This is a genomic window from Streptomyces sp. NPDC088785, from assembly GCF_044750685.1.
In the GTDB taxonomy this organism is placed as follows: domain Bacteria; phylum Actinomycetota; class Actinomycetes; order Streptomycetales; family Streptomycetaceae; genus Streptomyces.
Map to the genome: position 1 here is coordinate 620,600 of NZ_JBIVKH010000002.1, position 20,078 is coordinate 640,677.

A 20,078-nucleotide genomic window follows, 5' to 3' on the forward strand; every position below is an offset into this window, starting at 1 on the left:
GGTCAGACGACCGCGCCGCGCCCCGGGTCGTCGTCCTCCTCGTCGCCCGACTGCATCCGGGCGACCAGGGTCGCGAAGCCGCCTAGGAAGCCGCCGATGCACAGCGTCGCCAGCCACCACGTCATGTCCCAGCCGAGCAGCACCGCGAGGAGCAGCAGCACCGGGCCGCCGACCACGGCCAGCCAGGCGAACTTCGCCGTGACGTCGGCCTCCGGGAGCTGCGGGTCCGGCGGGACGAAGTGGCCCTCGTCGTCGTCCCCGAGGTCGTCGTCCGCGGGCTCGGCCACCGAGTGGTCCCGCGGGCCGGGGGCCGCGGCGACGCCCGGCGCGAAGGACACCGAGGAGCCGAGCGGGCCCGGGGTGTCCCGGCCCGGCGCGGTCCCGGGGGCCTCGGAGGTATCGGAGGCGTCGGGGGTGTCGTTGGTGTCGGGGTCGAGGAGCGCCAGGTCCTCGACCGACTTGAACGGCTTGGCGCCCGGCGGGTCCGGCGGCTCGTCGCCGTACCCGGCGACGATCGCCGCCCAGGCGGCGTCCTCGTCCGGCGGCAGCAGGGGGTCCGGCTGCGGGCCGTCCGTGTGCTCCGGGTCGTGCGGCTCGGGGTTCTCGGGCTCCCGCCGCTCCTCCTGCTCAGCCACCGCTGGCCGTCCCTTCCGCGCTCTCGCCGGGGCGTGTCCCACCCTCGCCGGGGATCCTGCCGACACGAGGGGCGATCCGGTCGATGAACGCGAGGCTCTCGTCGAAGATCCGGTCCGCGTCATGGTCCAACGTCGCGACGTGGTAGCTCTGTTCCAGCAGGATCTCGGTGACGTCCGTCGACGAGACACGGCTGAGCACGCGCGCGGAGTCGGCGGGCGGCACCACGTGGTCGCGCACGCTGTGCAGCACCAGCAGCGGCTGGGTCACCTCGGGCAGCTCCCGGTCGACGAGGCGGAAGAAGTGGCGCAGCTGGTGGGCGGCGTGCAGCGGCACCCGGTCGTAGCCGATCTCCCGCGAGCCCTCCTTGGCGATGTCGCTGGCGATGCCCTTGACCGTGCGGACCAGGTGCCGGGCGACGGGCAGCGCGTGCGCGGACAGGCCGTGCACCTTGTTCCCCGGGTTCACCAGAACGAGGCCCGCCACCTCGTCCCCGTGGCGGGCCGCCAGCCGCAGCGCGAGCGCGCCGCCCATCGACAGGCCGAAGACGAAGACCCGCGCGCAGCGCTCCCGCAGGTCGCGCAGGGCGCGGTCCACCTCCGCGTACCAGTCCTGCCAGGCGGTGACCGACAGGTCCTCCCAGCGGGTGCCGTGCCCGGGCAGGAGGGGCAGCGACACGCTCAGACCGTGCTCCGCCAGGTACTCCGCCCAGGGGCGCAGGGACTGGGGCGTTCCGGTGAAGCCGTGACAGAGGAGGACGCCGATCTCGCCGCCGTCGTGGCGGTACGGCTCGGCTCCAGGAAGGACCGGCACCTTCGGTCTCCTGTTCGTGGGTGTGTCGAGGGGGCATCGGGACAACGCGCGTGAGGTCTTCACCGTACGCGACCGGACTGACACCGACCAGGGTCGTCGGGCCCCGTACCGGCCCTGCGGGTTAAGGTCTGATCCTCGGACCGATCCGCGTACGAGTCCGTGTACGGGGTCCGAGAACGAGGGAAGGCAGAGGGTTGATCTACGGCGCGATGAAGGTGGCCATCGGGGGCCCGCTCAAGCTCGGATTCCGGCCGTGGGTGGAGGGCATGGAGAACATTCCGGCCACCGGCGCGGCGATCCTCGCCAGCAACCACCTCTCCTTCTCCGACTCCTTCTTCCTGCCCGCGGTCCTCGACCGGAAGGTCACCTTCATCGCGAAGGCCGAGTACTTCACCACCCCGGGGGTCAAGGGCAAGCTGACGGCCGCCTTCTTCAAGGGCGTCGGCCAGCTGCCGGTGGACCGTTCGGGTTCGCGCGGGGCGGGCGAGGCCGCGATCAAGAGCGGGATCGACGTGCTGGAGCGCGGCGAGCTGTTCGGCATCTACCCCGAGGGCACGCGCTCGCCCGACGGCCGGCTCTACCGCGGCAAGCCGGGCGGCCTCGCGCGCGTGGCGCTCGCCACCGGCGCGCCCGTCATCCCGGTCGCGATGATCGACACGGAGAAGATCCAGCCGCCGGGCAAGGTGATGCCGAAGCTCATGCGCCCCGGCATCCGCATCGGCGAACCGCTCGACTTCAGCCGCTACCAGGGCATGGAGGGCGACCGGTTCGTGCTGCGGGCCGTGACCGACGAGGTCATGTACGAGATCATGAAGCTCTCCGGCCAGGAGTACGTCGACATGTACGCGACCGCCGCCAAGCGGCAGATCGCGGACGCGGCGAAGGCCGAGAAGGAAGCCCAGAAGGAAGCACAGAAAGAAGCGCAGAAAGAGGCGCAGAAGGCTGTGGAGAAGGACGGGGAGCGGGGCGGCAGCTAGCCGCGCCGTTCCCGGGGGGACTGGGGGACGGGGGGGGACATGGGGAGCGCGACCCGGCGGGAACGCGTGGTCCGGATGTCGGTGGAGCAGCCGCTGTGGCGTGCCCTGACGGCCTACCGGGTGCTGACGATGGTGTACGCGATCGGGCTCTTCGCCTCCGCGTACGAGGTGTACGAGCGTCCGTGGGTCGGCATCGCCTACTTCGTGGTGCTCGCGGTGTGGACGCTGTCGACGCTGCCGCAGGTGTCCGGCGCCCGCCGCTGCACCAAGCGGTTCCTCACCCTCGACCTGGCCGTCGCCGTCGGCGGCATCCTGCTCTCCCCGGTCGCGGGGCACGACCGGGCGGTCACCGGCGGTTCGACGCTGCCGTCGATCTGGACGGCGGGCGCGGTCCTCGCCTGGGCGCTCAAGGGCGGCTGGCGCTGGGCGGCCTTCGCGTCGGTGCTGATCGGGGTGGTCAACGTGGTGCAGCGCGGCGACATCAGTCGCAGCATCATCCACAACGTCCTGCTGGTCTGCATCGCCGGCACGGCGATCGGCTACGTGGTCGAGGTGGCCCGCGCCTCCGAGCGGACCCTCGCCCGCGCCCTGGAGATCGAGGCCACCACCCGGGAGCGGGAGCGGCTGGCCCGGGACATCCACGACAGCGTGCTCCAGGTCCTCGCCATGGTGCAGCGGCGCGGCACCGCCCTGGGCGGCGAGGCCGCCGAGCTGGGCCGGATGGCGGGCGAGCAGGAGATCGCGCTGCGCACGCTGGTCACCGAGGGACTGCGCAGGCCGTCGCACACCTCCGAGGATCTGTCCCGGGGCGCCGTCGTGCGCGCCGTCACCACCTACGCCGAGGCCGACCCGCCGCAGGGGCCGCGCGACCTGCGCCCCCTGCTCGCCCCGCACGCCGACGCCCGGACCACCTTCTCCGCCCCCGGCACCGCCGTCCTGATGCCGGCCGCCGCCGCGCGGGAGCTGGCCGCCGCCGTCGCCGCCGCCCTGGACAACGTGCGGCGGCACGCGGGCGGGGACGCGCGGGCCTGGATCCTGGTCGAGGACGAGCCGGACGCGGTGATCGTGACCGTGCGGGACGACGGACCCGGCATCCCGGAGGGCCGCCTGGCACAGGCCGAGGGCGAGGGGCGGCTCGGGGTGGCCCAGTCCATCCGGGGCAGGCTGCGCGACATCGGCGGCACCGCCGAACTGATCTCCGTACCGGGCCAGGGCACCGAGGTCGAACTGCACGTGCCGAAGAACAACGCGCCGAAGAACAACGCGCCGACGACGAGCGCACCGACGACGAACACGCCGACGAAGAACGCGCCGACGAAGAACGCTTCGATCAAGAACGCACCGAAGAAGTGAGCCGGTCCGCGAGGGCCGCACGGGGGAAGGCGGGACACCGACGATGAGCGAGCAGCGGACCGAGCGGGAGCCGGACGGGCAGCGGGCGATCCGGGTGATGGTGGTCGACGACCACCCGATGTGGCGCGACGCCGTCGCCCGCGACCTGGCCGCCGCCGGATTCGACGTCGTCGCCACCGCGGGCGACGGCGAGCAGGCGGTGCGCCGGGCGCGGGCCGCCGCCCCCGGCGTCCTCGTCCTGGACCTGAACCTGCCGGCCAAGCCCGGCGTCCAGGTCTGCAAGGAACTCGTCGCCGCCTTCCCCGCGCTGCGCGTCCTGGTGCTGTCCGCCAGCGGCGAGCACGCGGACGTCCTGGAGGCGGTGAAGTCCGGCGCGACCGGCTACCTCCTCAAGTCGGCCTCGACGGACGAGCTGATCGACGCGGTGCGCCGCACCGCCGACGGCGACCCGGTGTTCACCCCCGGCCTCGCGGGCCTCGTGCTCGGCGAGTACCGCCGCCTCGCCTCCGAGCCCGCCTCCGCCGCCGGCACCGACGAGCCGAAGGCGCCCGAGCTGACCGAGCGCGAGACCGAGGTGCTGCGCCTGGTCGCCAAGGGGCTGAGCTACAAGCAGATCGCCGAGCGCCTGGTCATCTCCCACCGCACGGTGCAGAACCACGTGCAGAACACCCTCGGCAAGCTCCAGCTGCACAATCGCGTCGAGCTCGTCCGGTACGCGATCGAGCGGGGTCTGGACGACGAGTGACCCCGCGCGGGACAGTTTCCTGAACTGCTCACCGTGACAAGGGAGTTACGCGATGAGAGTCGGAGTACTGACCGGCGGCGGCGACTGCCCCGGGCTCAACGCCGTGATCCGGGGCATCGTCCGCAAGGGCGTCCAGGAGTACGGCTATGACTTCGTCGGCTACCGGGACGGCTGGCGCGGTCCCCTGGAGAACGACACCGTCCGTCTCGACATCCCCGCGGTCCGCGGCATCCTGCCCCGCGGCGGCACCATCCTCGGCTCCTCGCGCACCAACCCCTTCCAGGCGGAGGACGGGGTCCGCCGGGTCAAGGAGAACCTGGCCGCGCAGGAGGTCGACGCGCTCATCGTGATCGGCGGCGAGGACACCCTGGGCGTCGCCGCGCGCCTCACCGACGACCACGGCATCCGCGCCGTCGGCGTCCCGAAGACCATCGACAACGACCTGTCCGCCACCGACTACACCTTCGGCTTCGACACGGCCGTGGGGATCGCGACCGAGGCGATCGACCGGCTGCACACCACGGCCGAATCACACATGCGCGTCCTCGTCTGCGAGGTCATGGGCCGGCACGCCGGCTGGATAGCCCTGCACTCCGGCCTGGCCGGCGGCGCCAACGTCATCCTCATCCCCGAGCAGCGCTTCGACGTCGACCAGGTCTGCGCCTGGGTGACCTCCCGCTTCCGGGCCTCGTACGCCCCTATCGTGGTCGTCGCCGAGGGCGCGATGCCGCGCGACGGCGACATGGTCCTCAAGGACGAGTCGCTGGACTCCTTCGGGCACGTCCGGCTGTCCGGCGTCGGCGAATGGCTGGCCAAGCAGATCGAGAAGCGCACCGGCAAGGAGGCCCGCACCACCGTCCTCGGCCATGTGCAGCGCGGCGGGACCCCGTCGGCCTTCGACCGGTGGCTGGCCACCCGGTTCGGGCTGCACGCCATCGACGCCGTGCGCGACGGCGACTGGGGGGCGATGGTCGCGCTGCGGGGGACCGACATCGTGCGGGTGCCCATCGCCGAGGCCACGGCCCGGCTGAAGACCGTCGATCCGGCTCTCTACGAGGAAGTGGGGGTCTTCTTCGGCTGAGGCGGCTCCGGGGCTCGGCCCCGGACCCCGCTCCTCGATCGCCGCGGGGGCGCGATCGCCCTAGACTCGCCCCATGGAGATCCTCGCATTTGGTGTGCAATCCGATGAAAAGCCCCTGATCGAGCAGGCCTTCGCGGGGCACCACGACGTCCGCTGCCTCGACGTGTTCCTCACCGAGGACACCGCCCCCATCGCGGCGGGCTACGAGGTCATCTCCACCAGCGTCAACGCCACCCTGAACCACCGCGTCCTCCAGACCCTCGCGGCCGGCGGCACCCAGATGATCGCCCAGCGCTCCACCGGCTTCAACAACATCGACCTGGAGGTCGCCGAGCGCCTGGGCCTGACCGTGTCCCGGGTGTCGTACTACTCGCCGTACTCGGTGGCGGAGTTCGCCTGGGCCCTCACGATGGCCGTCAACCGGCGCATCGTGCGGGCGAGCACCCGCACCCGCGACTTCGACTTCCGCCTCGACGGGCTCATGGGCCGCGACATGCGCGGGCGCACCGTCGGCGTGCTCGGCACCGGCAAGATCGGCGAGGCGTTCACCCGGATCGCGCACGGCTTCGGCATGAATCTGCTCGGCTGGGACGTCGCCGAGAACCCGCACTGCACCGCCCTCGGCATGAAGTACGTCGACAAGGAGCAGCTCTTCGCCGAGGCCGACGTGATCAGCCTGCACGTGCCGCTGCTCCCCGCCACCGAGCACATCGTCGACGCCGCCGCCCTGCGCGCCATGAAGGACGACGCGATCCTGGTGAACTCCAGCCGCGGCGGCCTCATCGACACCAAGGCGCTGGTCGCCGAATTGCGCGAGGGCCGCTTCACGGGCGTCGGCCTCGACGTCTACGAGGCCGAGGCGGGCCTGTTCTTCCTCGACAAGTCCCTCGACATCGTCGAGGACGACACCCTGGCCCGCCTCGTCACCTTCCCGAACGTGCTGGTCACCTCCCACCAGGCGTACTACACCGTGGACGCGGTCGGACAGATCATCGAGGCCACGGTGAAGAACGTCCTCGACTACCGCGCGGGCCGCCGCTCCGAGAACGTCCTGGTGCCCGCCGCCAGCTGACCCAGCAGCTCCCGCACGATCCCGGCGCCGCGCAGCGACAGCACCGACTCGGGGTGGAACTGGACCGACGCGAACCCGGGGCCCCGCAGCGCGTGCACCTCACCGGTGGCCGACCGGGCGACCTCCACCCGGTGCGCGGCCAGCTCGCGCGCCGCCTCGTCGTCGCAGGCCGCCACGAAGCTGTTGTAGAACCCGACGGTCTCGGTGCGGCCGAACAGGTCGACGGCGGTCTGCGCCCCCTGGTACGGCACCTCCTTGCGGACGATGTCCAGGCCCAGCTCGGCCGCGATCAGCTCGTGCCCCAGGCAGACACCGAGCACCCCGTGGGCGTGCGTGCGCAGCACCTCGGTGGTCAGGGAGCGCAGGAAGCGCATCTTGGGATCGGCCGGGTCGCACGGGTCGCCGGGGCCCGGCCCCAGCACCACCGGCCCCTCGTGCGCGAGCACCCGCTCCCGCAGCCCCTCCTCGTCGAAGCGCCGCACGCACACGTCGAACCCCGAGGAGCGCAGCACGTGCGCGAGCATCGCGGTGAACGTGTCCTCGCCGTCCACGACCAGCGCGTGCCCGGCCGGCTCGGCGGCGCGCTCCTGCATCCGCAGCCAGAACGGCGCGAGGGCGGCCCGGCGCCCGTCGAGCGCCTCGCGCACCCGCGGGTCGTCGGCCAGCGCCGGGCGGGCGTCGTGCGCGCGCGGCCGGGCCGGCCGCACCCCCAGGGCGGCGAGCACCCCGGCGGCCTTCGCGTGCGTCTCGGCGACCTCGCCGCGCGGGTCCGAGCCGCGCACGAGGGTGGCGCCCACCGGGACCCGCAGCCGCCCGGTCGCCGTGTCGATGTCGGCGGTCCTGATCAGGATCGGCGAGTCCAGCGTCTGGGAGCCGCCCGCGTCCCGGCCGACCAGCGCCAGCGCGCCCGCGTAGTAGCCGCGTCCGACGCCGTCCCGCCCGACGGGCTCGTGCCGCTCGATCACCCGGCACGCGTTCTGCACCGGCGAGCCGGTGACGGTCGCCGCGAACATCGTCTCCTTCAGCACCTCGCGCACGTCGAGGGTGGACCGGCCGCGCAGCTCGTACTCGGTGTGCGCCAGGTGCGCCATCTCCTTCAGGCGCGGACCGATCACCACCCCGCCCCGGTCGCCGACGGTGCACATCATCTTCAGCTCCTCGTCGACGACCATCGACAGCTCCTCGATCTCCTTGCCGTCGGCGAGGAAGTCCAGCAGGTCGTCGGGGGTGGGGCCGGCGGCCGGATAGCGGTAGGTGCCGCTGATGGGGTTCATGACGACGGTGCCGCCGGACATCCGCACGTGCACCTCGGGGCTCGCGCCCACCAGCGTGCGCTCCCCGGTGTGCACGACGAACGTCCAGTACGCGCCGCGCTCGCCGTCGAGCAGCCGCCGGAACAGGGCGAGGGCGTCGGCCCGGGAGAACCCGGGGATCTCCCCCTCGTACGTCCGGCGGATCACGAAGTTCGCGCCCTCGCCCCGCCCGATCTCCTCCTCCAGCACCCGGCCGACGATGCCGGCGTAGGTGTCGTCGTCGACGTCGAAGCCGCCGTCCCGGACCGCCACGGCGTGCCCGGGCAGCCGGCGCAGCGCCTCGGCGAGCGGGATCTCGTACGTCTCCTCGGGGCGCAGGACGGCCAGCGGGGTCCCGTCGTCCCGGACGTCGAAGCCGCGCTCGCGGATCTGCCGGAAGGGGATCAGCGCCAGGCCCTCCGGGATGTCCGCGAGCCGGTCGTAGGTGGCGACCGGGCCGATCAGGACCTCGACCGTGTCGTGGTCGCGCCCGGGGGTGCGGCGGCGCAGCAGGGCGAACGGGCGGTCGTCGGCGAGCAACTGGTCGAGCATGGCGGGTGTTCCTTCCAGGGACTGTCGCAGGAGAGTCGATCGGGAGGAACGGCCGCCACCGGTGCCGGAAACACGGAAGGCCGCCCCTCGGGCGGCCTTCGCGGATTCGGATACGCGCAGTCAGTGGGCCGCCGGATGTGCGGTCCACCACCAGGTGCGGGTCGAAAACTGCGCGAACATGAGCGGAACCCTACCCGAGGAGGGGCTCAGGCGTGTCCGACGCGTCTCAAAAGATGAGCGCCGGGATGGACACCCGACCTGACCCCGTAATGTTGGCGAGGTGACCGTGAACGCTAAGACCAGCGCGAGCGCTGGCAACACCTGGCGAGACCTGCCCGCGGCGCAGCAGCCCGAGTACCCCGATGCCGAGGCTCTGCGCGATGTGATCGCGGACCTCGAGTCGTATCCGCCGCTCGTCTTCGCAGGCGAGTGCGACCAGCTGCGTACCCGCCTGGCGGCCGTCGCCAAGGGAGAGGCGTTCCTCCTCCAGGGCGGCGACTGTGCCGAGGCCTTCGACGCCGTCTCCGCAGATCACATCCGCAACAAGCTGAAGACCCTGCTCCAGATGGGCGCCGTGCTGACGTACGCCGCCTCGGTGCCGGTCGTGAAGATCGGCCGGATCGCCGGCCAGTACTCCAAGCCGCGCTCCAAGCCGACCGAGACCCGGGACGGCCTGACGCTGCCGACCTACCGCGGCGACTCGGTCAACGGCTTCGACTTCACCGAGGCCGCCCGCATCCCGGACCCCGAGCGCCTGAAGCGGATGTACCACGCGTCCGCCTCGACGCTGAACCTGGTGCGCGCCTTCACCACCGGCGGCTACGCGGACCTGCGCCAGGTGCACGCCTGGAACCAGGACTTCGTGAAGTCGTCCCCGTCGGGCCAGCGCTACGAGCAGCTGGCCCGCGAGATCGACAGCGCGCTGAACTTCATGCGGGCCTGCGGCACCGACCCGGCCGAGTTCCAGACGGTCGAGTTCTACGCCTCCCACGAGGCGCTGCTGCTCGACTACGAGTCGGCGCTGACCCGCGTCGACTCGCGCACGGGCGACCTGTACGACGTCTCGGGCCACATGGTCTGGATCGGTGAGCGCACCCGTCAGCTGGACGGCGCCCACATCGAGTTCGCCTCGCAGATCCGCAACCCCATCGGGATCAAGCTCGGCCCGACGACGACGGCCGAGGAGGCGCTCCAGTACATCGAGCGCCTCGACCCCGACCGCGAGCCCGGCCGGCTGACCTTCATCGTCCGCATGGGCGCCGACAAGGTCCGCGACAAGCTGCCCGAGCTGGTCGAGAAGGTCACCGCCTCCGGCGCGACCGTCGCCTGGATCACCGACCCGATGCACGGCAACACCTACGAGGCGGCCTCCGGCCACAAGACCCGCCGCTTCGACGACGTGCTCGACGAGGTCAAGGGCTTCTTCGAGGTGCACAAGGAGCTGGGCACCCACCCGGGCGGCATCCACGTCGAGCTGACCGGTGACGACGTCACCGAGTGCGTGGGCGGCGGCGACGAGATCTTCGTCGACGACCTGCACCAGCGCTACGAGACGGCCTGCGACCCGCGCCTGAACCGCAGCCAGTCGCTCGACCTCGCGTTCCTGGTGGCGGAGATGTACCGCGACCAGTAGTGGCTCGCTCACCTCGCGTGAGCGGCAGTGTGCGAACGCCGTGGGGCACGGATCACAAGGATCCGTGCCCCACGGCGCTTTCGTGCTCCCGGAAGGCCGGGTAAGGTTAGGTTAGCCTCACCGACATTCGGGGCGGCATCCACTGATGAGTCTCGACCCCGTCCCGTCCGGGAGGTGAACCCGCGTGTACGTCTGCAACTGCTTCGGCGTCACCGAGGCGCAGGTCAGGAAGCACGCGGACGACGGTGCGTCCACCCCGCGCCAGATAGCCTCCGCCTGCAAGGCCGGCACCGACTGCGGTTCGTGCGTGCGCCGGATCCAGGCGCTGCTCGGCCGGGGCGCCTGCCCCCGCCGCGAACTGGTCGAGCAGGGCGAGGCGGCCGTGGCCCTGGCGCCGCGGGTCGAGCTGCCGGACGCGGCCTAGGGCCGGTCCGCCGGACCCGGGTCTCAGCCCTCCGGCTGCTCGATGAGCTGCGCGATGTACAGCGGCTCGCCGAGCTTCTCCACCAGCTCCAGCTGCGTGTCGAGATAGTCGATGTGGTGTTCCTCGTCCTCGAGGATCGACTCGAAGATGTTTGCGGACGTGATGTCGCCCTTGGCGCGCATCACCTCGATGCCCCGCTTCAGCCGGTCGATCGCCGCGACCTCGATCTGCCGGTCGGCCTGGAACATCTCGGTGACCGTCTGGCCGACCTGGACGTGGAAGAGCCGCTGGTAGTTGGGCAGGCCGTCCAGGAAGAGGATCCGGTCGGTCAGCACCTCCGCGTGCTTCATCTCGTCGAACGACTCGGCCCGCGTGTACTTCGCGAGCTTCGTCCAGCCGAAGTTCTCCTGCATCTTGGCGTGCAGGAAGTACTGGTTGATCGCGGTGAGTTCGGCGGTCAGCTGCTCGTTGAGGAATTCGATGACCTCGGGGTCGCCCTGCATCGCAGAGGCTCCTTCCAAGCGGGTGGACTGGGCAGGTTTCGCGCATCCTCGCATCGGCGCAGAAACCCGTCCAGTAAGTGCACGCTTAGTAGGAGTTGCCCGAATCGATGATCGACTGTCGCCGGCCGGCGGCCGCGTGGTCACGCCCACTGCCCGGGGTCTGTCAGGATGGAGGCATGGGTCATCCGGTGGAAGGCGAGTCTGGGGGAGCGGTGCAGCAGGAGCTTCCGCCGGGGCAGCGCCTCCAGCGCGGCTGGCCCGTCACGCACTACGGCCCGGTGCCCAAATTCCGCCCCGAGCGCTGGGAGTTCCGGGTCTTCGGAGCCACCGCGGACGGCGACAAGCACACCTGGAACCACGAGGAGTTCTCGGCGCTGCCCTACGCCACGGTCGTCGGTGACCTGCACTGCGTCACCAAGTTCAGCATGCTCGGCGCCGAGTGGGGCGGGGTGCGGGCCTCGACCCTGCTGGAGCTGGCCCCGCCGGCCCCCGACGTCACCCACGTCATGGTCTGGGCCGAGTACGGCTTCAGCTCCAACCTCCGGCTCGCGGACTTCGTCTCCGAGCGCACGATCTTCGCCACCCACAAGGGGGGCGAGCAGCTCACGGCCGAGCACGGCTTCCCGCTGCGTCTCGTGGTGCCGCACCTGTACGCGTGGAAGGGCCCCAAGTGGGTCCGCGGTGTCGAGTACATGACGGCGGACCGGCGGGGCTTCTGGGAGGAGCGCGGGTACCACAACGTGGGGGACCCGTGGCGCGAGCAGCGCTACTCGTACCAGGAGGGGCCCGGGGAAGGGCCCGAGCTGTAGCGCTCCGCCCGCCCCGGGAGGCCCGCCCCGTCCGGGGCGCCGACGGCTCAGTGGTGGTACCGGTGCACCACCGCGTGGCCCTTGCCGCGGCCGATCATCCAGCGGTTGACCGGCGTCGTCACCACGAAGGCGAGCGCGAGGGACACGGCGAGGGCGCCCCAGAACAGCGCGTCGTCGAGGTGCGCGTCCATGGCGCTCGGCCACAGGGCGATGACCCCGTTGTCGATCAGCTCCATCACGGCGATCGACAGGGTGTCCGCGGCGAGCGCGACCCGGAACGCCGTCCGGAAGCCGACGCCCGCCCGCAGCACCCCGCGCAGCGTGAGCGAGTAGCCGAGGACGAAGGCCAGCGCGACCGCCAGCGCCGTCGTCGCCACGTTGCCCCAGCCGAGCGCGGTGCCGATCACCATGCCGAGCACCTCGCCGGCGGCGCAGCCGGTGAGGCAGTGGGCGGTGGCCTGCGCGGCCGTCGACCAGCTGACCCCGGCGGCCCCGGTCCCGATCCCGGGACCGCGCCGAGGGCCGTGGTCGCTGCGGTCGTGGTCGTGGTCGTGGTCGTGGCCGTGGTGCGTGTGCGTCTCGTGCCGCATGAGTCCCCCAGGGGTCCGAGCGTGGTTCCTGTCACCGACCGGAACCGCATACCCCCCAGGGGTATTCCCGGTCAGGGGGTGGGAGGCACGGACCAGGAGGGCGGGCGCAGTTCCTTGAGGCGGGCCACGTCCGCCGCGTGCCCCTCCTTGCCGCCCGGCGTCTCGATGACCAGGGGGACGTTCGCGGTCGCCGGGTGGGCCATCAGCTCGCGGAACGGTTCGGCGCCGATGTGGCCCGAGCCGATGTTCTCGTGCCGGTCCTTGCGGGCGCCCGCGACGTCCTTGGAGTCGTTGGCGTGGATCAGCTTGAGGCGGCCCTCGCCGACCGTCTCCACCAGCAGGTCGAGGGTCTGCTTCATCCCGGCGGGCCCGGTCAGGTCGTGGCCCGCCGCGAAGATGTGGCAGGTGTCGAGGCAGACGCCCAGCCGGGGATGGCGGTCGAGCGCGTCGAAGTACGGCCCGAAGTCCCAGGTCCGCGAGCACAGCGACGCCCCCTGCCCGGCGGTCGACTCCAGCAGCAGGAACGGATCGTCGTCGTGCGTCAGCTCGTCGAGCAGCGGCAGCATGTGCTCCCGCACCTGCGCCAGCGCGACCTCGCGGGGCCGGCCGCCGGTCGCCGAACCGGTGTGCACGACCACGCCCAGGGCGCCGATCGCGCGGGCGCGCCGCAGCGAATGGCGCAGCGACACCACGGACTTCTCGACGGTGGCCTCGGTGTGCGACCCGAAGTTGATCAGATACGGCGCGTGCACGTACGCGGGAATGTTCCCGGCGGCGCACGCGGCGCGGAACTCCTCGTCCTGCCGGGGGTTGCCCACGGGGGTGGCCCAGCCGCGCGGATTGGCGACGAAGACCTGGACGGTTTCGGCCTGGAGGTCACGCGCGTAGGACAGCCCTACGGAGGCGAGGCCGCCGGCCACGGGGACGTGGCCGCCGATCGGGTTGCGGATGCTGCTGTTCACCCGGCCCAGGGTGTCATGGCGCGCGCGGGCGTCCCGGAGCCGGGCCGCGCGGACCACCCGGCGGACTACCTGATCGTGATCTTGATGGTCGAGCCCTTGGGTGCCTCGTCGCCGCCGTCCACGGACTGCTTGTCCACGTGGTCGCCGAAGAGGCCGAGCAGTCCCCGGTCCTCGTCGACCTGGAACCCGGCGGCCTCCAGCGCCGACGTCGCCTCGTCGACCTTCATGCCCGTGACGTCCGGCACCTCGACCATGACCGGGCCCTTGGAGATCGTCAGGGTCACCGTGTCGCCCTCGGCGAGCTGCTTGCCCTCGCCGGGCGACTGCTTGGCGACGTCGCCCTTGTCCTCGTCGGACGTGACCCGCGCCGGGGCGGTCCTCGCCTTCAGGCCCGCGTCCGCCAGGTCGGCGACCGCGTCCTCCTGGGACTCCCCGGTGACGTCCGGCACGTCGACCGGCGCCCCCTTGGAGACGACGAGGGCGACCGCCGAGCCGGACCGCCGGGTCGTGCCCGCCTTCGGGTCCGAACTGATCACCGCCCCCTTGGCGATGTCCTCGCTGAACGCCCTGGTGACCATGCCCGGTTCGAGGCCCGCGTCCTTGAGCCCGCTCCTGGCCCTGGCCAGCGTGGTGCCCTTGAGGCCGGGGACCTTCACGGTCTCGGGGCCCTTGGACACCGTCAGGTCCACCGTGCCGTTGTCCCGGATGCGGCTGCCGGGCGCCGGGTCGCTGCCCATGACCGTGTCCCGGTCGAACGCGTCGCTGTACTTCTCGGTGACCTTGCCGACGCTCAGGCCCGCCCCCTCCACGCGGCGCTCGGCCTCGGCCCGGCTCTGGCTCAGGATCGTGGGGACCTTGGTGAACTGGCCCGAGTTGATGTACCAGACGCCCGTGCCGACCCCCAGGGCCAGCAGCACCGCCGCGACGACCGCGACCAGCCCGCGGCGCGGGCCGCGGCCCGGACCGCGCGGCGGGGCCGGCGGCATGGGCGGCGGCGGGGACTCCAGCCGGCTCGTGTGCTGGTAGTGCGGCTCGTCCCGCACCGGCAGCGGCAGCTGCACCGGGCCGGAGCCCGCCGCGCGCGGGATCACGCTGGTCCGGTCGTCGGCCCCCGCGTGCTCCGCCGCGTGGGCTTGCGGCGGTACCGCGTCCAGCTGGACGTCGGACAGCGTGGCCCGCGCCGCGAGGACCTGCGCGAGGAACGCCACCGCGTCGTAGGGGCGGACTCCGGGGGTGCGGGCCGTCGCCGAGGCGACCAGCTCGTCCAGCTCGTAGGGCAGGCCCGGGACGGCGGCCGACGGCGGCGGCACGTCCTCGTTGAGGTGCTTGTACAGGATCTGCGCGGGGGAGTCCCCCAGGTGCGGCTTGCCGCCGGTGAGCATCTCGTACAGGACGACCCCGCACGCGTAGACGTCCACCGAGGGCGTCGCCGTGCCGTGCTCGATCTGCTCGGGCGCCAGATAGGACACCGTGCCGAGGACCGAACCCGTGGTGTTGGTGACCGTGTCCACCGCGCGGACCAGGCCGAAGTCGGCGACCTTCACCCGGCCGTCGTCCCCTATCAGCACGTTCTCCGGCTTCATGTCGCGGTGCACGAACCCCGCCCGGTGCGCCGCGCCCAGCGCGGCGAGCACCGGCTCCAGGATGTCGAGGGCCGCCCGGGGCCGCAGCGCCCCGCGGTCGCGCAGGACGTCGCGCAGCGTGCAGCCCGCGATGTACTCCATCGCCAGGAAGACGTACGGGCCGTCGGTGCCCTGGTCGAAGACGCCCACCACATTGGGGTGCGAGAGACGGGCGACCGACTTGGCCTCGCGGATGAACCGGTCGACGAAGGAGGCGTCGGCCGCCAGCGACGGATGCATCACCTTGAGCGCGAGCACGCGGTCGAGGCGGGTGTCCACGGCCCGGTAGACCGTGGCCATCCCGCCGACCGCGATGCGTGCGTCGATGCGGTACCGGGCGTCGAGCACATGCCCGAGCAACGGGTCCTGAAGGGTCGTGTCCACGCAGGGAGTCTACGAGGAGCCACCGACAGGGCGGTCCGGTGCGGCAGGACCGGATCCGTACTGCAGCACAGCTGTGACCGGCGCGGGCGTCAGAAGGCGGGGCGCTCGGGATCGAGGTCCGCACGCCCTTCCCGGGGCGAGGACGCCTCGGCGAAATGGCGCCGGGGGATGCGCCCCGCGCGGTACGCGAGCCGTCCCGCCTCCACCGCGTGCCGCATGCCGGCGGCCATCAGGACCGGCTCCTGGGCCCGGGTCACCGCCGAGGCGAGCATCACACCCGCACAGCCCAGCTCCATGGCGAACGCCACATCGGAGGCCGTGCCCGCGCCCGCGTCCAGGATCACCGGCACGCGAGCGTGCTCGACGATCAGCTGGAAGTTGTGCGGGTTGCGGATGCCGAGCCCGGAGCCGATGGGGGAGCCGAGCGGCATGACCGCCGCACAGCCCACGTCCTCCAGCCTGCGCGCCAGGACCGGGTCGTCGTTGGTGTACGGCAGCACCGTGAACCCGTCGTCGACCAGCGTCTCGGCGGCGTCGAGCAGCTCGATCGGGTCGGGCAGCAGGGTGCGCTCGTCCGCGATGACCTCCAGCTTGACCAGGTCCGTGCCCAGCGCCTCGCGCGCGAGGCGGGCCGTGAGCACCGCCTCCCCGGCGGTGAAGCAGCCCGCCGTGTTCGGCAGCACCCGGATGCCGAGCCGCTCCAGGACCGACAGGACCGAGCCGTGCGCGTCGGCGCTGACCCGCCGCATCGCCACCGTGGTCAGCTCGGTGCCGGAGGCCACCAGGGAGCGTTCGAGGACGTCCAGGCTCGGCGCCCCGCCCGTGCCCATGATCAGGCGCGAGGAGTACAGGGCGCCGCCCAGGAGGAAAGCGTCGTCAGCCATGGTCGGGTCAGCCTCCTTGGACGGCGGTGAGGACTTCGACGCGGTCTCCCTCGGAGAGCGCGGTGCGCGGCCAGCTGGTGCGCGGCACGACCGTGTCGTTGAGCGCGGCGGCGACGCCGGAGTGCGCGGTGGTCAGCGTGGCGACCAGGGCGCCGAGCGTGACCCCGGCGGCCACGGCGCGCGGCTCGCCGTTGACGGTGACGTTCATGCGGGCTGCTCCAGGGTGACGGCGTCGAACCGCCTCGGGGTGAACGGGCGCGCCTCTTCGGGCAGTTCACCGGTGACCAGGACGTGCGCCAGGGCGTCGCCGGTGACCGGCGTGAGCAGCACTCCGTTGCGGTGGTGACCGGTGGCGAGATGCAGGCCCGGCAGCGCGGTCGGACCCAGCAGCGGGGCGTTGTCGGGGGAGCCGGGGCGCAGGCCCGCACGCGTCTCCGTCAGCGGCAGCTCGGTGATGCCGGGCACCAGCTCGTGGGCGTCGCGCAGCAGCTCGTACACCCCGCCCGCCGTGACCGTGGTGTCCCAGCCCAGCTCCTCGGTGGTCGCGCCGACCACCAGTTCGCCGTCGACCCGCGGCACCAGATAGACGTGGCTGCCGCGGACCACGGCGCGCACGGTGCGGCTCAGGAACGGCGCGTACCGCCGCGGCACGGTCAGCCGCAGCACCTGCCCCTTGACCGGGCGCACCGGCGGCAGCACCTCGTCGGGGACGCCCGCGAGCTGCCCGCTGCGGCTGCCGGCCGCCAGCACCACCTGGGCGGCGTCGAGCTCCGTGCCGTCGGCGAGGGTGACCCCGCGGGCCCGGTCCCGGGCGACCCGCAGCCGCTCGGCCCACGTCCGGTGCAGGACCACACCGGCCCGCCCGCAGGCCGTCAGCAGGGCGCTCGCGAGCCTCCTCGGGTCGATCTGGTGGTCACCGTCGACCCGCAGGCCCCCGCGCACGCCCGGCGCGAGCATCGGCTCCAGGCGGCGGCACTCACGGCCCGACAGCCACGCGGACTCCAGCCCCGACTTCGTCTGGAGCGCGTGCAGTTCGCGCAGGTGCGCCCGGTCGTCGGCGTCGAGCGCGACGGCGAGCGTGCCGCACGCGCGGTAGCCGAGGTCCTGGCCGCTCGCCTCGGACAGCTCGGCGACGAACCGCGGATAGCGGCGCGCCGAGGCGACGTTCAGGCCCAGCAACGTCTGCTCGCCGTAGTGCAGTTCCGTGACGGCGGCCAGCATCCCGGCCGCCACCTGGGCGGCCCCGCCGCCCGGCTCGGGGTCGACGACCGCGACGGACAGCCCGCGCTGGGCGGCCCGCCACGCGGTGACCAGACCGATGATGCCGCCCCCGACGACGAGGACGTCGGTGGCGGGAGGCTTCTTCGAAACCCCCGATGAGGTACGCGACATGGGCGTCCAGCCCCTCCCTTCGCCGGCATGACCCGGATCAGGTTCGTACGGTCGGAGGCCGTCCCAGCCTCCCTCTCAGCCCGCTGCGTACGGGCTCCCGCGAGTGCTCTACGGTGGCCACCCTAGCCCTTCGGTCCCCGCGCAAGTAAAGGGAGCCCTCGCCCGTGGCCCGCTCGCTCGACGGTCTCGTCCTCGCCCCGGTCGCCGACCAGGCGCCGGGCCAGGTGGGGACCGGCACCCGCTTCGCCTACCACGAGGACGACGGCCGGATCTGGGCCGACTACCGGGGCGGCGACATCGTCCGCGGGCACCTCGTGGGCACCCGCTCCGGCGACCGCCTGGACTTCCGCTACGTCCAGCTGAGGACCGACGGGACCACGTCCTCGGGCCACTGCCGCTCCGTCGTGTCCGACCTGCCCGACGGGCGGGTACGGCTCGACGAGACCTGGCGGTGGGAGTCCCAGGAGGGCCGCGGGACCAGCGTCGTCGAGGAGATCGCACCGGTCGCCGGTTTCAAACCCGGTGACACGTGTGCAGGACGTCACGGCGCCCGTGTGGCCCGCTCCGCTGACTGACGCAAGATCAGGTGCCTAAGGTGATCCCGTGAGCGAGCAGCAGAGCGGGACCACGGCTTCGGCGCGACGGCGCGTCGTCATCGTCGGCGCGGGCATGGCCGGAGTGCAGACGGCGGTGGCCCTGCGCGAACAGGGCTTCCCCGGCACGGTCACGCTGATCGGCGCCGAGCCCCACCAGCCCTACGACCGGCCGCCGCTGTCCAAGGCGGTGCTGCTCGGCAAGGCCGAGGGCTCCGCCTTCGACGTCGACTTCGAGGCGCTCGGCGTCGGCCTGGAGCTGGGCCGCGAGGTCACCGGCCTGCGCCCCGGCGACCACGCGCTGGACACCGACCGGGGCCCCGTCCCGTACGACGTCCTGGTCGTCGCCACCGGCGCCGAACCGGTCCGCCTGCCGCACACCGAGGGCGTGCCCGGCGTGCACCTGCTGCGCACCCTCGACGACGCCGCGCGGCTGCGGCCCGTCCTCGCCGAGCAGCACGACGTGGTCGTCGTCGGAGCGGGCTGGATCGGCGCCGAGTTCGCCACCGCCGCGCGCGAGGCCGGCTGCCGGGTCACCGTCGTCGAGGCGGCCGAGCGCCCGCTGGCCGGCGCGCTGCCCGCCGAGATGGCCGCCCCCATGGCGGCCTGGTACGCGGACTCGGGCGCGGAACTGCGCACCCACGCGCGCGTGGAGCGCATCGAACCCGGCACCGTCGTCCTGGACGACGGCACGCGGCTGCCCGCGGGCGCGGTCGTCATCGGCATCGGCGCCCGCCCCGCCACCCGCTGGCTGGCCGGCTCCGGCATCGCCCTGGGCGCCCACCGCGAGGTCCTGGCCGACGACGGACTGCGCACCTCCGTGCCGGACGTGTACGCGGTCGGGGACTGCTCGTCGTTCCCCTCGGCGCGCTACGGACAGCGGCTGCTGGTCCACCACTGGGACAACGCCCTCCAGGGCCCGCGCACCGTGGCGGCCAACATCATCGGGGAGACGCCCGCCGTCTACGACCCGGTGCCCTACTTCTGGTCCGAGCAGTTCGGCCGCTTCGTGCAGTACGCCGGCCACCACGAGAGCGCCGACACGGCCGTGTGGCGCGGCGACCCGGCGGGCGCCGCCTGGTCCGTGTGCTGGCTGCGGGCCGGCGCCCTCGTCGCCGTCCTCGCGGTCGGCAAGCCCCGCGACCTGGCCCAGGGCCGCAAGCTCATCGAGGCCGGCACCGTCCTCGACCCCGCCCGGCTGGCCGATCCCGCCCGCCCGCTGAAGGCCGCCGCGGCCTGATCCCGGCGCCCGCGACGGCCCGGGAACACCTGGTCAGACGGTCCCGGCTTCCGACTGTCGGTGCGGGATGGCAGGCTTGTCCCGTGACCGAGATTGACGCAAAGATCGATGCTCTCGTCCCCGAGTGGCTGACCCTCCCCGACATCGCCGAGCAGTTGGACATCGAGGTGACGCGGGTGCGCCAGCTGGTGAAGGAAGGCCAGCTGATCGCCGTCCGCCGCGGGGAGAACCGCGCGCTGCACGTGCCCGCCGCCTTCATCGACGGCGACAAGATCGTCAAGGGGCTCGTCGGCCTCCTGACGGTCCTGCGGGACGACGGCTTCTCCGACGAAGAGATCCTGGAGTGGCTCTTCACCTCCGACCCGACCCTGCCGGGCACGCCCGCGCAGGCGCTGAGCGAGAATCGCGGCACGGAGGTGAAGCGCCGCGCCCAGGCGCTCGCCGTCTGACCTGACGACCGTCCGGCGTGCGCGCCCCGCGTCCCGCGGCGCGCGCACGCCACCGACACCGCATCACCTACGGGG

General features: G+C 72.7%; 21 protein-coding genes, 1 pseudogene and 1 riboswitch. Of the genes and pseudogenes, 11 read left to right on the top strand and 11 right to left on the bottom strand.

The features are described from left to right. Positions 1 to 2: 2 nt before the first annotated feature. Positions 3 to 635: a hypothetical protein gene (locus ACIP5K_RS08440; RefSeq protein WP_401406729.1), complete on the bottom strand. Its 633-nt coding sequence runs from the start codon at positions 633 to 635 to the stop codon at positions 3 to 5. Further along, positions 628 to 1,446 (bottom strand): alpha/beta hydrolase, encoded by an 819-nt coding sequence (locus ACIP5K_RS08445; RefSeq protein ID WP_401406731.1) that lies wholly within the window; start codon positions 1,444 to 1,446, stop codon positions 628 to 630. Before ACIP5K_RS08445 ends, ACIP5K_RS08440 begins: the two co-directional genes overlap by 8 nt. A gap of 197 nt (positions 1,447 to 1,643) precedes the next feature. On the opposite strand from ACIP5K_RS08445, the gene ACIP5K_RS08450 reads away from it, so the two are divergent. The 5 genes from ACIP5K_RS08450 (at position 1,644) to ACIP5K_RS08470 (ending at position 6,674) form a co-directional block, all read left to right on the top strand. Continuing rightward, on the top strand, positions 1,644 to 2,423 hold the full coding sequence (locus ACIP5K_RS08450) for a lysophospholipid acyltransferase family protein (protein ID WP_401407548.1): 780 nt from the start codon (positions 1,644 to 1,646) through the stop codon (positions 2,421 to 2,423). A 39-nt stretch (positions 2,424 to 2,462) separates the two neighbouring features. Continuing rightward, positions 2,463 to 3,776 carry a MacS family sensor histidine kinase gene (gene macS, locus ACIP5K_RS08455; RefSeq protein ID WP_401406734.1) on the top strand — a complete coding sequence of 438 codons (1,314 nt, stop codon included), beginning with the start codon at positions 2,463 to 2,465 and terminating at the stop codon, positions 3,774 to 3,776. Between the two features lie 43 nt (positions 3,777 to 3,819). After that, positions 3,820 to 4,521: a response regulator gene (locus ACIP5K_RS08460; protein ID WP_401406737.1), complete on the top strand. Its 702-nt coding sequence runs from the start codon at positions 3,820 to 3,822 to the stop codon at positions 4,519 to 4,521. A 52-nt stretch (positions 4,522 to 4,573) separates the two neighbouring features. Further along, positions 4,574 to 5,602, top strand: a complete 1,029-nt coding sequence (locus tag ACIP5K_RS08465; RefSeq protein WP_401406740.1) for a 6-phosphofructokinase — start codon at positions 4,574 to 4,576, stop codon at positions 5,600 to 5,602. 73 nt (positions 5,603 to 5,675) lie between these two features. Continuing rightward, positions 5,676 to 6,674, top strand: coding sequence for a 2-hydroxyacid dehydrogenase (locus tag ACIP5K_RS08470; RefSeq protein WP_401406743.1), 999 nt, complete (start codon positions 5,676 to 5,678; stop codon positions 6,672 to 6,674). On the opposite strand, the gene ACIP5K_RS08475 is transcribed toward ACIP5K_RS08470, so the two are convergent. Together ACIP5K_RS08475 and ACIP5K_RS08480 are read right to left on the bottom strand one after the other, a co-directional pair. Continuing rightward, positions 6,623 to 8,518, bottom strand: a complete 1,896-nt coding sequence (locus tag ACIP5K_RS08475; RefSeq protein ID WP_401406746.1) for an anthranilate synthase family protein — start codon at positions 8,516 to 8,518, stop codon at positions 6,623 to 6,625. The genes ACIP5K_RS08470 and ACIP5K_RS08475 overlap by 52 nt on opposite strands. A 120-nt stretch (positions 8,519 to 8,638) precedes the next feature. Further along, positions 8,639 to 8,698, bottom strand: a complete 60-nt coding sequence (locus ACIP5K_RS08480; RefSeq protein WP_353947020.1) for a trp operon leader peptide — start codon at positions 8,696 to 8,698, stop codon at positions 8,639 to 8,641. A 100-nt stretch (positions 8,699 to 8,798) separates the two neighbouring features. Between ACIP5K_RS08480 and ACIP5K_RS08485 the strand changes: the two genes are divergently transcribed. Together ACIP5K_RS08485 and ACIP5K_RS08490 are read left to right on the top strand one after the other, a co-directional pair. Beyond that, positions 8,799 to 10,151, top strand: coding sequence for a class II 3-deoxy-7-phosphoheptulonate synthase (locus tag ACIP5K_RS08485; RefSeq protein ID WP_401406749.1), 1,353 nt, complete (start codon positions 8,799 to 8,801; stop codon positions 10,149 to 10,151). A gap of 184 nt (positions 10,152 to 10,335) precedes the next feature. After that, positions 10,336 to 10,575 carry a bacterioferritin-associated ferredoxin gene (locus ACIP5K_RS08490; protein WP_401406752.1) on the top strand — a complete coding sequence of 80 codons (240 nt, stop codon included), beginning with the start codon at positions 10,336 to 10,338 and terminating at the stop codon, positions 10,573 to 10,575. Between the two features lie 23 nt (positions 10,576 to 10,598). Here the strand turns inward: ACIP5K_RS08490 and bfr are convergent, their stop codons facing one another. Further along, a complete protein-coding gene (gene bfr / locus ACIP5K_RS08495; protein ID WP_401406755.1) occupies positions 10,599 to 11,078 on the bottom strand; it encodes a bacterioferritin in 480 nt (159 codons plus the stop codon). Positions 11,079 to 11,254: 176 nt separating this feature from the next. Here bfr and ACIP5K_RS08500 point away from each other — a divergent pair, with 176 nt between their 5' ends. Continuing rightward, positions 11,255 to 11,887, top strand: coding sequence for a sulfite oxidase-like oxidoreductase (locus ACIP5K_RS08500; RefSeq protein WP_401406758.1), 633 nt, complete (start codon positions 11,255 to 11,257; stop codon positions 11,885 to 11,887). Positions 11,888 to 11,934: 47 nt separating this feature from the next. Here the strand turns inward: ACIP5K_RS08500 and ACIP5K_RS08505 are convergent, their stop codons facing one another. The 6 genes from ACIP5K_RS08505 to thiO all read right to left on the bottom strand — a co-directional run bounded on the left by ACIP5K_RS08505 (position 11,935) and on the right by thiO (position 17,721). Beyond that, positions 11,935 to 12,477 (bottom strand): DUF4396 domain-containing protein, encoded by a 543-nt coding sequence (locus tag ACIP5K_RS08505; protein ID WP_401406761.1) that lies wholly within the window; start codon positions 12,475 to 12,477, stop codon positions 11,935 to 11,937. Between the two features lie 71 nt (positions 12,478 to 12,548). Continuing rightward, positions 12,549 to 13,439 (bottom strand): deoxyribonuclease IV, encoded by an 891-nt coding sequence (locus ACIP5K_RS08510; protein ID WP_401406764.1) that lies wholly within the window; start codon positions 13,437 to 13,439, stop codon positions 12,549 to 12,551. 65 nt (positions 13,440 to 13,504) lie between these two features. Continuing rightward, on the bottom strand, positions 13,505 to 15,445 hold the full coding sequence (pknB, locus tag ACIP5K_RS08515; protein WP_401406766.1) for a Stk1 family PASTA domain-containing Ser/Thr kinase: 1,941 nt from the start codon (positions 15,443 to 15,445) through the stop codon (positions 13,505 to 13,507). An 89-nt stretch (positions 15,446 to 15,534) separates the two neighbouring features. Further along, positions 15,535 to 16,329 carry a thiazole synthase gene (locus tag ACIP5K_RS08520; protein WP_401406768.1) on the bottom strand — a complete coding sequence of 265 codons (795 nt, stop codon included), beginning with the start codon at positions 16,327 to 16,329 and terminating at the stop codon, positions 15,535 to 15,537. Positions 16,330 to 16,336: 7 nt separating this feature from the next. After that, complete coding sequence (thiS, locus tag ACIP5K_RS08525; protein ID WP_401406770.1) at positions 16,337 to 16,537, bottom strand: sulfur carrier protein ThiS; 201 nt, start codon at positions 16,535 to 16,537, stop codon at positions 16,337 to 16,339. Further along, entirely contained in the window at positions 16,534 to 17,721 is a 1,188-nt protein-coding gene (thiO, locus tag ACIP5K_RS08530) for a glycine oxidase ThiO (RefSeq protein WP_401406772.1), read from the bottom strand. Before thiO ends, thiS begins: the two co-directional genes overlap by 4 nt. Continuing rightward, a riboswitch (TPP riboswitch) is annotated at positions 17,719 to 17,832 on the bottom strand. Its footprint overlaps the gene before it by 3 nt. A 53-nt stretch (positions 17,833 to 17,885) precedes the next feature. On the opposite strand from thiO, the pseudogene ACIP5K_RS08535 reads away from it, so the two are divergent. The 3 genes and pseudogenes from ACIP5K_RS08535 to ACIP5K_RS08545 all read left to right on the top strand — a co-directional run. Continuing rightward, positions 17,886 to 18,221: pseudogene (locus ACIP5K_RS08535) on the top strand (hypothetical protein); the annotation flags it as partial. A 103-nt stretch (positions 18,222 to 18,324) separates the two neighbouring features. Further along, positions 18,325 to 19,554: an NAD(P)/FAD-dependent oxidoreductase gene (locus ACIP5K_RS08540; RefSeq protein WP_401406774.1), complete on the top strand. Its 1,230-nt coding sequence runs from the start codon at positions 18,325 to 18,327 to the stop codon at positions 19,552 to 19,554. An 83-nt stretch (positions 19,555 to 19,637) separates the two neighbouring features. After that, the gene (locus ACIP5K_RS08545; protein ID WP_401406776.1) at positions 19,638 to 20,003 is read left to right on the top strand and encodes an Rv2175c family DNA-binding protein; all 366 of its coding nucleotides are present in this window, start codon (positions 19,638 to 19,640) and stop codon (positions 20,001 to 20,003) included. The last annotated feature ends 75 nt before the right edge of the window (positions 20,004 to 20,078 follow it).

Excerpts from the sequence above, each read along its gene's own strand:
- ACIP5K_RS08470 (WP_401406743.1), top strand. The coding sequence starts at position 5,676 with ATGGAGATCCTCGCATTTGGTGTGCAATCCGATGAAAAGCCCCTGATC.
- bfr (WP_401406755.1), bottom strand. The coding sequence starts at position 11,078 with ATGCAGGGCGACCCCGAGGTCATCGAATTCCTCAACGAGCAGCTGACC.
- macS (WP_401406734.1), top strand. The coding sequence starts at position 2,463 with ATGGGGAGCGCGACCCGGCGGGAACGCGTGGTCCGGATGTCGGTGGAG.
- thiO (WP_401406772.1), bottom strand. The coding sequence starts at position 17,721 with ATGTCGCGTACCTCATCGGGGGTTTCGAAGAAGCCTCCCGCCACCGAC.
- ACIP5K_RS08460 (WP_401406737.1), top strand. The coding sequence starts at position 3,820 with ATGAGCGAGCAGCGGACCGAGCGGGAGCCGGACGGGCAGCGGGCGATC.
- ACIP5K_RS08520 (WP_401406768.1), bottom strand. The coding sequence starts at position 16,329 with ATGGCTGACGACGCTTTCCTCCTGGGCGGCGCCCTGTACTCCTCGCGC.
- ACIP5K_RS08465 (WP_401406740.1), top strand. The coding sequence starts at position 4,574 with ATGAGAGTCGGAGTACTGACCGGCGGCGGCGACTGCCCCGGGCTCAAC.
- ACIP5K_RS08500 (WP_401406758.1), top strand. The coding sequence starts at position 11,255 with ATGGGTCATCCGGTGGAAGGCGAGTCTGGGGGAGCGGTGCAGCAGGAG.
- ACIP5K_RS08475 (WP_401406746.1), bottom strand. The coding sequence starts at position 8,518 with ATGCTCGACCAGTTGCTCGCCGACGACCGCCCGTTCGCCCTGCTGCGC.
- thiS (WP_401406770.1), bottom strand. The coding sequence starts at position 16,537 with ATGAACGTCACCGTCAACGGCGAGCCGCGCGCCGTGGCCGCCGGGGTC.
- ACIP5K_RS08505 (WP_401406761.1), bottom strand. The coding sequence starts at position 12,477 with ATGCGGCACGAGACGCACACGCACCACGGCCACGACCACGACCACGAC.